This window comes from Stenotrophomonas daejeonensis, from assembly GCF_001431505.1.
GTDB lineage: Bacteria > Pseudomonadota > Gammaproteobacteria > Xanthomonadales > Xanthomonadaceae > Stenotrophomonas > Stenotrophomonas daejeonensis.
Map to the genome: position 1 here is coordinate 24,998 of NZ_LDJP01000079.1, position 11,607 is coordinate 36,604.

Annotated in this window: 8 protein-coding genes; 5 read left to right on the forward strand and 3 right to left on the reverse strand. The window is 71.9% G+C overall.

Features of this window, described 5'->3' with window-relative positions:
• Positions 1-40 precede the first annotated feature (40 nt).
• Positions 41-1,555, forward strand: coding sequence for a hypothetical protein (locus tag ABB34_RS12850; protein WP_245625449.1), 1,515 nt, complete (start codon positions 41-43; stop codon positions 1,553-1,555).
• Here the strand turns inward: ABB34_RS12850 and ABB34_RS12855 are convergent.
• Positions 1,552-3,651, reverse strand: coding sequence for a glycosyltransferase (locus ABB34_RS12855; RefSeq protein ID WP_057641726.1), 2,100 nt, complete (start codon positions 3,649-3,651; stop codon positions 1,552-1,554). The two genes, ABB34_RS12850 and ABB34_RS12855, sit on opposite strands and share 4 nt — an antisense overlap.
• Positions 3,652-3,747: 96 nt before the next feature.
• Between ABB34_RS12855 and mrcB the strand changes: the two genes are divergently transcribed.
• From mrcB to tsaB, 4 genes are all read left to right on the forward strand, one after another.
• Positions 3,748-6,153, forward strand: a complete 2,406-nt coding sequence (gene mrcB, locus ABB34_RS12860) for a penicillin-binding protein 1B (protein WP_057641727.1) — start codon at positions 3,748-3,750, stop codon at positions 6,151-6,153.
• 7 nt (positions 6,154-6,160) lie between these two features.
• Positions 6,161-6,691 (forward strand): hypothetical protein, encoded by a 531-nt coding sequence (locus tag ABB34_RS12865; protein ID WP_057641728.1) that lies wholly within the window; start codon positions 6,161-6,163, stop codon positions 6,689-6,691.
• A 120-nt stretch (positions 6,692-6,811) separates the two neighbouring features.
• Entirely contained in the window at positions 6,812-8,830 is a 2,019-nt protein-coding gene (yoaA, locus tag ABB34_RS12870; RefSeq protein ID WP_057641729.1) for a DNA repair helicase YoaA, read from the forward strand.
• A 145-nt stretch (positions 8,831-8,975) separates the two neighbouring features.
• On the forward strand, positions 8,976-9,680 hold the full coding sequence (gene tsaB, locus ABB34_RS12875; protein ID WP_057641730.1) for a tRNA (adenosine(37)-N6)-threonylcarbamoyltransferase complex dimerization subunit type 1 TsaB: 705 nt from the start codon (positions 8,976-8,978) through the stop codon (positions 9,678-9,680).
• 79 nt (positions 9,681-9,759) lie between these two features.
• Here the strand turns inward: tsaB and ABB34_RS12880 are convergent, their stop codons facing one another.
• On the reverse strand, positions 9,760-10,551 hold the full coding sequence (locus tag ABB34_RS12880; protein ID WP_057641731.1) for a hypothetical protein: 792 nt from the start codon (positions 10,549-10,551) through the stop codon (positions 9,760-9,762).
• 42 nt (positions 10,552-10,593) lie between these two features.
• Positions 10,594-11,469 (reverse strand): PhzF family phenazine biosynthesis protein, encoded by an 876-nt coding sequence (locus ABB34_RS12885; protein WP_057641732.1) that lies wholly within the window; start codon positions 11,467-11,469, stop codon positions 10,594-10,596.
• Between the last annotated feature and the right edge of the window lie 138 nt (positions 11,470-11,607).

The window sequence follows — 11,607 nt, forward strand, 5'->3', positions numbered from 1 at the left end:
AGGCCGCCGGGACGGATGCGGGACGATGCAACGGACGCGGATGAAAAAGCTCGCCGAACGCCTGCGCCTGTATGCGCGCTGGTGGGTGGCGCGCGGCTGGAACAGCCCGCGCGCATGGCGGGCGATCGCCATCGGCGTGACCGGGCTGGCGCTGCTGCTGGCGTTGTTCCGGCAGCCGCTGGCCGAGCGTTTCTGGCCGGAGCCGCGTATCCAGCAACTGCTGGACGACGGCCGCCAGGCCCTGCGCGAAGGGCGCCTGAGCGCGGCCGACGGCAGCGGCGCGCGCGAGCGTTTCGAGGCCGCCGCCGCGCTCGACCCCGACCGCCGCGACGTGCGCGACGCGCTGGTCGCCACCGGCCATGCGGCGCTGGCGCAGGCACGCCGGCAGCTGGCGGCAGGCGAGGCCGAGGCGGCACGCGAAGCACTGGCGCTGGCGCGCGACCTGCAGATGCCGCGCACCGACATCGACGCCATCGCCGCGCAGTTGCAGGCCGGCGTGCAGGGCCGTGGCGGCTTCCTGCAGTTGCTGCAGCGCGCGGACCAGGCGCAGGCGCAGGGCCATCTGGACGACGGGCCGGACAGCGCCCTGCCGCTGTACCAGCAGGTGCTGGCGCTGCAGCCGGACCAGATGCGCGCGCTGGAAGGGCGCGACGCCGCGTTGTCCGAACTGCTGGCCGCGGCCACCGACGATGCCGCGCGTGGCCGCCTGCAACAGGCCGCGCGGCGCCTGCAACAGGTGGAGCATTACGACGCCGGCCATTCCGAACTGCCGGCCGCGCGTTCGGCGTTGAATGCCGCGCTGGAGCAGCGCCGCCGCCGGGCCGAGCGCGACCTTGCGCAGGGGCAGCTGGACAAGGCGGCCGAAGGCTTCGGGCAACTGCTGGCGGTGGGCGAGGACCCCGCCGCACGGCAGGGCCTGCAACGGGTCGCGCAGGCACAGGCGCGCGAGGCGGGCCGGCTGGCCGGCGATTTCCATTTCGACGCGGCCGAACGGGCGTTGGCGCGGGCACGCGAACTGGCGCCGGAGTGTCCCGAAGTCGTCGCGGCCGGGCTGGCCCTGCAGCGCGCGCGCACGGCGGCGCGGGCGATGGACCCGGCGCTGTCCCCGGCCGAGCGCGAACGCCGGGTCAAGGCCCTGCTGGCGCGGATGGCGGCGGCCGAAGCACGGGGACAATGGCTGCTGCCGCCCGGCGCCAGCGCCTACGACCATTTCAAGGCGGCGCAGGCGCTGGCGCCGGACGACGCGCGGATCAGGCAGGCCGGCGCCCGGCTGCTGCCGGCCGCGCGCGGGTGCCTGGACGAGAACCTGCGCGGCAACCGCCTGCAGGCCGCACGTGCCTGCCTGGATGCGTGGCAGGCCCTGGCCGCGGGGGACGACGGCCTGCCCGCCGCGCGCCGCCGCCTTGCCCAGCGCTGGCTTGCGGTCGGCAGCGAGCGGCTGGGGGCGGGCGATGTCGGGTTCGCGGCAAGGGCGCTGGAACAGGCGCGCGGACTGGACCCGGCGACGCCGGAGCTGCCGGCCTTCGCCGAACGCCTGCGCAGCGCGGGGCGCTAGTTCAGGAACACCCGCGCCACGGTGTCGCGCGCGGCCTCCATCGAGAAGTGCCGGGCGATGTTGCGCAGGCCGTTGCCGGACAGCTGCCGCCACAAGGCTTCGTCGTCATGCAGCCGCACCACCGCATCGGCGAACGCCTCGGCGTCGCCGGCGACCAGCACGTCCTGCCCGTCGTGCAGGTACATGCCCTCCACCGCGCAGGCGGTGGCCACCACCGGCTGGCCATGGGCCATGCTCAGGTTGATCTTGCCCTTCACCCCCGCGCCGAAGCGCAGCGGTGCCACCGCGATGCGGCAGCCCTCCATCCACGGCACCACGTCCGGCACGTAGCCGTGCACCTGCACGCCCGGTCGGGTGGCCGCCAGTGCCTGCAACCCGTCGGGTACGTCGGCGCCGATGCAGTGGAAGCGGATGTCCGGCAGCCGTGCGCGGACCAGCGGGAACACCTCGCCGATGAACCATTGCATCGCATCGAGGTTCGGCGGGTGGCGGAAGCCGCCGACGAACACCAGGTCGTGCCGCTGCGCCCAGTCGCGGCCGTGGCCGGCCACTTCGTGCAGGTTGGACAGCAGCTCCACCTCGACCCGTGGCGCATCGACCGCAAGCTGCTCCTTCTCCGCGGCACTGACCAGCAGGGTGACGTCGGTGGCCGCCATCACCGCCAGTTCGCTGGTGCGGGTGCGCTCGGCGGCGCGCAGCAGACGCGGGTCGCCAGCCAGTTCGGCGCCACGACGTTCGCGCAGGTAATGCAGGTCCACCGTGTCGAACACGATGCGCGCCTGCGGCACATGCCGGCGCAGCAGCGGCAGGCATTCGCGGGCGACGTGGTGGCGCACCAGCATCGCTACGTGGAAACGGTGGCCGTGCGTGCGCAGCCAACGGCCCACGCCGCCGAGGAACGGCGCATGCCATACCTCCACGCCCAGCGCCTGCAGGGCCTCGGTGGCCGCGCCGCCATGCAGGCCGCGGGTGGGCAGGAACACCACGTGCGCGCCGCCGGCCAGCAGCATGCGGATCAGGTTGAACTGGCGCAGCGAGGCCGAATCGCGGTCGGGCTGCGGCACCACTTCGTCGACGATCAGGACCTGCCGCTGGCCGCGATGCAGCCGCGCGGGCGAGGGCACGCTGCCTACCGGCAGTTGCCGCGCCAGCGCGTCATGCCACTTGTCGGCGAACACCTGCCGGTTGCGGACCTGCCAGGCCTTGACGCCGCTGTTGGTGTCGGTGCCGTTGCTGGTGCCCTCGTCGTGCACCACGCGGCTGGCCGGCTGCACCAGCACCCGGCGGCCGCTGGCACGAACCTGGAACGCCAGGTCGGTGTCCTCGTAATAGGCCGGCGCGTAGCGCGTGTCGAAGCCGCCCAGTCCGGCGAACAGCGCGCGCGGGATCGCCAGCGCCGCGCCGGAACAGTAGTCGGCGTCGCGCAGGCTGGCGTAGCGCGGGTCCTCGGCCGATTCGAAGCGGCCGTAGCTCCAGCAGCTGCCGTCGGCGAACACCACGCCGCCCGATTCCTGCAGGCGCCCGTCCGGGTACAGCAGCTGCGCGCCGACCAGCCCGGCGTCGGGCACGCTTGCGAAGGTGTCCAGCAGCGCGTCCAGCCAGCCCGGCTGCGGCACCGTGTCGTTGTTCAGCAGCACCACGTAGTCGCCGCGTGCCAGTTGCAGGCCGTCGTTGCAGGCGGCGATGAAGCCGCCGTTGCGCTCCCGCACGTGGTAGCGCAGGCCCTCGACCTGCGGCAGCCATTGCGCGGTCTGGTCGCTGCTGCCGTCGTCGATCACGAGGACCTCGCAGGCCGCCGCCGGCGGGTAGGCCGCCAGCGCGCGCAGGCAGGCCAGCGTGTGCCGGCACTGGTTGTAGACCGGGATGACGATGCTGGCCTGCGGCCGCTCGCTGGCAGGCACGGCAAAAGGCGCGAACGGGGTGGCGGCCGGGACGAACAGCGGTTCACGGCGCGGCGGCGGCTGCCGTCGCAGGTGCACGCCGATCCGGTGCAGGGTGGCGCGCCAGCCGCGGGTGTGCAGGCTGGACAGGCTGCGGCGGATCAGGCCGGTGACGCGGTCGAGGTGGTAGCGCGCGTCGGCCAGCGACATCGACATTCCGGTGGAACTCCAGCTTAAGCGGGGGAGGGCGTGCGGCCCTGCCGGGGCGCGGGGCTGCGTTAGACTCGCCTGAACCTACATTCTCGCATCCCCGTGCCGCGACGCTACGATTCCGACGAACTGGACGACGATACCAGCGACCGCCGCGCGCTCTGGCGCAACCGGTCGATCACCTGGGGCATGGCCGCCGTTGCCCTCGGGCTGGGCTTCCTGATCCCCTATACCGTCTACCTGAACTCGCAGGTGACCCAGCGCTTCGGGCAACTGCGCTGGCAGATCCCCACCCGCGTCTATGCACGGCCGCTGGTGCTGGCCCCGGGCGTGGCGATGGACGTGGACACGCTGAAGACCGAGCTGGCCGCTTCCGGCTACCGCGACGACGGCACCGGCAGGAGTCCCGGCACCTACCTGGCGCAGGGGGGGCGCTTCACCATCTCCAGCCGCGGCTACGTCGATGTCGATGGCCGCGTGGCGCCGCGGCAGGTGGAAGTGGCGGTGTCCGGCGGGCGGGTGGCCTCGCTGCGCGACGGCGCCGAGCGCAAGCCGCTGAAGACGGCGCGGCTGGACCCGGCGCGCATCGCCACCCTGTACGGGCAGAAGCAGGAGGAGCGCCGGCTGGTGCGCATCGCCGAGGTGCCCGAGCTGCTGGTCACCGGCCTGCAGGCGGTGGAGGACAAGGATTTCAACCGCCACCACGGCATCGACCTGAGCGGCATCGCGCGTGCGGTGTGGGTGACGCTGCGCTCCGGCGGCAAGGTCCGCCAAGGTGCGAGCACGCTGACCCAGCAGCTGGCGCGGAGCGGCCTGCTTGGCATCGGCAAGGAGCAGACCGTCACCCGCAAGTTCAACGAGGTGCTGTACGCGCTGATCATGGAGGCGCGCTACGACAAGCCGGTGATCCTGGAGGCCTACCTCAACCAGGTGTACCTCGGGCAGCGCGGCAGCCAGGCGATCCACGGCGTGGCCTCCGGCGCCGAGTTCTGGTTCGGGCGCGACCTGGATTCGCTGACCACCGAGCAGGTGGCGTTGCTGATCGGGCTGGTGAAGGGCCCCTCGTACTACGACCCGCGCCGCAACCCCGAGCGCGCGCTGGACCGGCGCAACTTCGTGCTGGGCAAGCTGCACGAGAACGGGCTGGTCGACGATGCCGAATACCAGCGTGCGTTGAAGGCGCCGCTGGGCGTGCCGAAGGTGCCGGGGCTGGTGGCTGCCAACCGTTTCCCTGCCTACATCGACCTGGTGCGCCGCCAGCTCGGCCACGACTACCCGGAAAGCGCGCTGCAGGGCGCCGGCCTGAACGTGTTCACCGGCATGTCGCCGTCGGCGCAGGCCTATGCCGAGGGCGCGGTGGCCAGCACCATCAAGTCGCTGGAGAACAAGCGCCGGCCCGAGCTGCAGGCCGGGCTGGTGGTGACCGACGTGCACAACGGCGACGTGCTGGCCGTGGTCGGCAGCCGCGACGTCGCCGAGCCTGGCTTCAACCGCGCCATCGAGGCGCAGCGCCCGGTGGGCTCGCTGCTCAAGCCGTTCGTCTACCTGCTGGCGCTGGCGCAGCCGGACCGCTGGTCGCTGGCGTCATGGGTCGAGGACACCCCGGTCACGGTGAAGCTCGGCCGCGGCCGCAACTGGTCGCCGGGCAATGCCGACAACCGCAGCCACGGCACGGTGCGGCTGGTCGATGCGCTGGCCCGTTCCTACAATCAGGCCACGGTGCGGGTGGGCATGCAGGTCGGGCCCGAGCGGCTGACCCAGCTGATCCACGTGCTGGCCGGGCTCAAGGCCGAGGCCAATCCGGCGGTGATCCTCGGCTCGACCGACCAGAGTCCCTACGGCATGGCACAGCTGTACCAGTTCCTTGCCTCCGGCGGCGAAATCCAGCCATTGCACGCGGTGCGCGGCGTGGTCGACGCGCAGGGCAAGCTGCTCAAGCGCTACGACAAGGACCCGGCGCCGGCGCAGGAGGGCGACTCGATCGCCGCCAACCTGATCAGCGTGGCGCTGCAGCAGGTGGTGTCCAGCGGTACCGCGGCGGGGCTCAATGCCGATGGCCTGGGCCGGTTGCAGCCGGCTGGCAAGACCGGCACCACCAACGACGGCCGCGACAGCTGGTACGCCGGTTATACCGGCGACCACCTGGCGGTGATCTGGATGGGCAACGACCAGAACGAGCAGGCCGGCCTGTACGGCGCCACCGCCGCGATGCGGGTGTGGGCGGGCATCTTCCGCAGCCTGCCGAGTGCGCCGCTGCGGGTGAACAACAAGGGGCTGGACTGGCAGTACGTGGCCGCCGAAGGCGTGGGCAGCACCGACGCGGACTGTCCCGGCGCGCGCCGCTTCCCATTCGTGGCCGGTTTCGCCCCGGCCTACGTGCCATGCGCGCCGCCGGCCGCGCCGGAGGAGGAAGCACGGCAGAGCGGTGGCTGGCGCAGTTGGTTCGGGCTGGACCGCAAGCAACCGGAACCGGCGTCCACCCCGCCTTCAGACGCGCCCACGCGATAATGCCCGCATGAACGCCTTTTCCCCGATCCGCTTCGCCCTGGCCGCCATGGCCGTCTCCCTGTTGTTCAGCGCCTGCACCAGCGCACCGCCAGCCTCGCGGGCGGCAGTGGACGCCACCCCGCCCGCGCAGCGGCTGGCCGCGGTACAGGCTGCGGCCGGCGCCGACGACAAGGAATTGTCGGTGCAGCCGCTGCGCGACCCGCAGGTGGACGACCTGCGCGAAACCGCCAATGCCCACCGCGAGGCCGGCGATCTGGTCGGTGCCGCCGACGCGCTGAACCAGGCATTGCTGCTGGTGGATGGCGACCCGGCGGTGCTGCAGGAACGCGCAGAAATCGCGCTGCTGCAGGGTGACTGGCCGCGCGCGGAAACACTGGCGCGCAAGGCGGTGGCGCTGGGCTCGCGCACCGGCCCGCTGTGCCGCCGCCATTGGGCCACCATCGAGCAGGCGCACCTGGCGCGTGCGGAGAAGGAAAACGCGGCATCGGCGCATGCGCAGATCGAAGGCTGCACCGTGCCGGGGATCATCCGGTATTGATCGAAGGCGGGGAATGGGGAACAGGGAACGGGGAATGGAAGCGATCGCTCGCCTCGTGGCCCTGCGGTCGCCGATGATCGTTCCTTCCCGTTTCCCCGAGTCCCCGTTCCCGGTTTTCCCATGCAACTAGCCGCCGCCAGCCGTGAAGCCCTGAGCGAAGGCGGCGCGCTCGCCGCGCAGCTCGATGCCTTCACCCCGCGCCCGGCGCAGTTGCGGCTGGCCGAGGCGATCGCCGACGCCCTGCAGCAGCGCGACGTGCTGCTGGCCGAGGCCGGCACCGGCACCGGCAAGACCTTCGCCTACCTGGTGCCGGCGCTGCTGTCCGGGCTGAAGACCATCGTCAGCACCGGCACCCGCGCGTTGCAGGACCAGCTCTACCACCGCGACCTGCCGCGGGTGCGCGCCGCGCTCGGCGTCGGTCTGCGCAGCGCCCTGCTGAAGGGGCGGGCCAACTACCTATGCCGCTACCGGCTGGACCAGGCGCGCGGCGAACCGCGCTTCCATTCCCCCGAGCAGGCCGCGCAGTTCCAGCGCATCGTCGCCTGGAGCGGGCGCACCCGCTATGGCGACATCGCCGAACTGGACGGACTGGCCGACGACTCGCCGCTGCTGCCGATGGTCACGTCGACCGTGGACAACTGCCTCGGCAGCGATTGCCCGTTCTGGAGCGACTGCTTCGTGGTGCAGGCGCGGCAGCGCGCGCAGGAGGCCGACCTCGTCGTGGTCAACCACCACCTGCTGCTGGCCGACCTGGCGCTCAAGCAGGAGGGCTTCGGCGAGATATTGCCTGGTGCGCAGGCGTTCGTCATCGACGAGGCGCACCAGTTGCCGGAATTGGCCGCCAACTTTTTCGGCGAAGGTTTCGGCATGCGCCCGTGGCAGGAGCTGGCGCGCGATTGCCTGGGCGAATGCCGCAGCGTGGCCGGCGCGCAGGCGGCGTTGCAGCAGCCGGCGGCGACGCTGGAACTGGCCCTGCGCGAGCTGCGCGCGGCGATGGAGCAATTGCCGCCGCGCGGCACGCAATGGCGCGCACTGGCGCTGCCGGCGGTGGCCGATGGCTTCGACGCGCTGTCGGCGGCGCTGATGCAGTTGCGCGACGCGCTGGCCGGCGTGCGCGAGGCCTCGCCGGGGCTGGATGCCTGCCATGCGCGGGCGCGCGAAGGCGCGTCGCGGCTGGCGCGCTGGCTGGATGAAGGGCAGGGAACGGGGAACGGGGAACAGGGAGTGGAGGAAACGGAGTGGTTGTTGTCCACGGATGCTTCATTCCCCGTGCCCGGTTCCCCGTTCCCTGAAGTCCTCTGGTACGAACTGACCCCGCGCGGCTTCCGCTGCCAGCGCACGCCGCTGGACGTGTCAGGCCCGCTGCGCGAACACCGCCAGCGCTCGCAGGCGGCGTGGGTGTTCACCTCGGCCACGCTCACCGTCGATGGCGGTTTCGGGCATCTGGCCGCGCGGCTGGGGCTGGACGACCCGGACACGCTGGTGCAGCCCAGCCCATTCGACTGGCAGCGGCAGGCATTGTGCTACCTGCCGCAGAACCTGCCGGACCCGGCGTCGCGCGGCTTTGGCGCGGCGTTGATCGCCACCCTGCGCCCGGTGCTGGAGGCCTCGCAGGGCCGCGCCTTCCTGCTGTTCGCCTCGCACCGCGCGCTGCGCGAGGCGGCCGAGGCCCTGCGTGGTGGCCCGTGGCCGCTGTTCGTGCAGGGCGAAGCGCCGCGCGCCAGCCTGCTGCAGCGCTTCCGCGAATCGGGCAATGGCGTGCTGCTCGGTTCGGCCAGCTTCCGCGAAGGCGTGGACGTGGCCGGCGACGCGCTGAGCGTGGTGGTGATCGACAAGCTGCCGTTCGCCGCGCCGGACGACCCGGTATACGAGGCGCGGCTGGATGCCATCCGCCGCGCCGGCGGCAATCCGTTCCGCGACGAACAACTGCCGCAGGCGGTGATCGCGTTGAAGCAGGGCGTGGGCCGGCTGATCCGCAGCGAGAGCGACCGCGGCGTGCTGGTACTGTGCGATCCGCGCCTGCTCAGCCGCGGCTACGGCCGCGTGTTCCTCGATTCGCTGCCGCCGTTCCGGCGCACCCGCGAGTTGGCCGATGTGCGCGAGTTCTTCCATGCCCCTCTCCCTGCGGGAGAGGGGTGAGGGTGTCGGCGTAGGCCGGGGCTGCGTCCCCGACGCCGATTGTCCGCACCGTCGGGGACGTAGCCCCGACCTACCCCTGTTCCCGCAAGGGAGGAGTGCAAGCAGGGTGCTACCCTTGCGCCCTGTTTTTCCTGCATTGCGCCCCATGAACCTGCTCGCCCTCGAAACCGCCACCGAAGCCTGCTCCGTCGCCCTGTACGTCGATGGGCAGGTGCTGGAACGCTTCGAGGTGGCGCCGCGAAGGCATGCCGAACTGATGCTGCCGTGGGCCGAAGCGTTGCTGGCCGAGGCCGGCATCGCCCGCGCGCAGCTGGATGCCATCGCCCTCGGCCGCGGCCCCGGCGCGTTCACCGGCGTGCGCCTGGCCATCGCCATCGCCCAAGGCATCGCCTTGGCGCTGGACCGCCCGCTGCTGCCGGTATCCACCCTGCGGACGCTGGCGATGCAGGCGCCGGAGGATGCAACGCAGGTACTGGCCTGCATCGACGCGCGCATGGGCGAGGTCTATGCCGCGCGCTGCCTGCGCGACGCCGACGGCCTGATGCAGGTGCAGGGCGGCGAGGTGGTGATCGCCCCGGAGGCGCTGCACCTGCCCGACGACGGCGGCCGCTGGGCCGGCGTGGGTACCGGCTTCGCCGCCGCCGAGGGCCTGCTTGCCACTCGCCTGCAATCACGCCTCTCGTCCCTCGACGTGCAGGCGCTGCCGCGCGCTGCGGACGTTCTGAAGATCGCGGTGCCGGCTTTCATGCGCGGCGAAGGCATCGCCCCGGAACTGGTGCAGCCGGCCTACCTGCGCGACAACGTGGCGCTGACGCTGGTGGAGCAGCAGGCGCTGCGCGCCTCGCGCTGATCCCGTAGGTGCCGGGCTTGCCCGGCACGGGCTTTCCCGGGAATGCCCCATGCGGGGCGAGCCCCGCATCTACCCGACGCTATTTGCCGCTGGAATCCAGCATCGAATTGAATTGTCCGAGCATCGTGCCGTCGTAGTGGATGCCCTGCGGCGTATCCGGTCGTGGTGCCGCCGCATCGGCCTCGCGCAATTCGGCGTGCAGCCCGCTGCTCGTCGTGTAGATCGGCGCGGCAACGTCAAAGCCCTGCGCGGGAATCACACCGAACAGCGTGCGATGCAGCTGGATGGCATCCAGCAGGGTCAGCGCCGGGCCGGGGTGCATGCCATCGGCGTGGTACCACGCAAGCGCCGGTGCTTCGCCGGAAAGCCGGCGCAGGCTCTCGGAAATCTCGACGTAGGCAATGCCGGCCTGTTCCGCTGCGGCGGCTTCCTTCTCGACCAGTTCGGCCGAGGCGCGTGGATGCGCCTGATAGCTGCCCAGCAGCACCACCCTGGCGCCGGCAGTGCGGCCGGCTTGGGCGAGGGCCTGTATCGCTTGGGCCGACTGGAAGCAGGCCTCTTCCATAGGCATGCACAGCAGGTCGCCGCCGCGTTCCTGCAGCACGAGCACCGCCGGCTTGTAGTCGGCCAGCGCCCGTTGCACGGAGCCATCGGCGACGCGCTGGTCGAGCGTCGCCCCCCCTTCGACGATCATCGCGGCGTGGACGGCATGCCCGTTGGCATTGGCCATCGCGGCGAACGTGGCCGGCAGGTTGCCGACATAGGTCAGGCTGTTGCCGACGAACAGGATGCGCTGCGGCGGCGCTGGTCCGGGTGGTGCGGCGAAGGCGGGCGTGCAGAACAGGAGCAGCAACAGGAACCAGCGGTGCATGGAATTCCTTGCGGGACAGTGCGGAGTCCCGTTGTGACCGGCCTACCAGTCGATGGTTCCGCGAATCACCGTCTGCACCTGCCCGCCGGACCACACTTCGCCCTGTTCGTCGATGTGCAGTTCCAGCAGCGCATCGTGGCCGACCTCGCGGCCCTGGCTGGCGGTGTAGCGCTTGCCGCTGCCGGGCAGGGCGTTGCGTTCGTCCAGCCATGCGGCCAGCACGGCGTTGGCCGCGCCTGAAGCCGCGTCCTCGAAGCGGCGACCGTTGCCGACGAAGGCGCGCACGGCCAGATCGTAAGGCTGGCCGCTGGCGCGGGCATGGGCGAACACGCCCATCGCACCGGAGGCCTCGGCCAGCGTGGCGATGGCGTCCCAGTCCGGGGCCAGCGCGCGCAGCGCGGCCTCGTCGGCCAGTTCCACCAGCCACCAGCGGCGGCCGCCGTCCATCAGCACCGGCGGCAGCGGACCCAGCGGCCAGCCGGCGATGGCCGGGTGCAGGCGCGCGTCGCCGGCTTCCACGATTTCCGCCACCGCCGCGCGCGGGGTGCGGATGGCGATGCTGCGCACGCCATCGCGTTCATCCACGCGCAACGGCAGTTGCCCGGCGATGCCGTCCTGCACCAGCAGGCCATCGACCGGCGCGGCCTGCCCGCATTCGAGCACCGCGTGGGCGCTGCCGACGCTGGGGTGGCCGGCGAACGGCACTTCCTTCTGCGGCGCGAACATGCGGATGCGGTAGCTGCTGCCCGGCGCGGTGGGGGCGAAGACGAAGGTGGTTTCCGGCAGGCGGGTCCAGCGGGCGATGGCCTGCATGGCGGCATCGTCCAAGCCTTCGGCGTCGAGCACCACGGCCAGTGGATTGCCGGTGCCGGGGCGCGGGGCGAAGACGTCCAGTTGCAGGAAGCGGCGGGTGGTCATGGGATTTTCCGTTGCGTGCGGGGAGGGGGGAGATAAAAGCCCCTCTCCCGTCGGGAGAGGGGTTGGGGTGAGGGTACGGGACGAAGCCCTCGCAATGTTCAACTGCACGAGGCTTTGCCCGTACCCTCATCCGCCCCT

Coding starts and splice junctions, on each gene's coding strand:
- ABB34_RS12850 (WP_245625449.1), top strand. CDS start 41: ATGAAAAAGCTCGCCGAACGCCTGCGCCTGTATGCGCGCTGGTGGGTG.
- ABB34_RS12855 (WP_057641726.1), bottom strand. CDS start 3,651: ATGTCGATGTCGCTGGCCGACGCGCGCTACCACCTCGACCGCGTCACC.
- ABB34_RS12865 (WP_057641728.1), top strand. CDS start 6,161: ATGAACGCCTTTTCCCCGATCCGCTTCGCCCTGGCCGCCATGGCCGTC.
- yoaA (WP_057641729.1), top strand. CDS start 6,812: ATGCAACTAGCCGCCGCCAGCCGTGAAGCCCTGAGCGAAGGCGGCGCG.
- tsaB (WP_057641730.1), top strand. CDS start 8,976: ATGAACCTGCTCGCCCTCGAAACCGCCACCGAAGCCTGCTCCGTCGCC.
- ABB34_RS12880 (WP_057641731.1), bottom strand. CDS start 10,551: ATGCACCGCTGGTTCCTGTTGCTGCTCCTGTTCTGCACGCCCGCCTTC.
- ABB34_RS12885 (WP_057641732.1), bottom strand. CDS start 11,469: ATGACCACCCGCCGCTTCCTGCAACTGGACGTCTTCGCCCCGCGCCCC.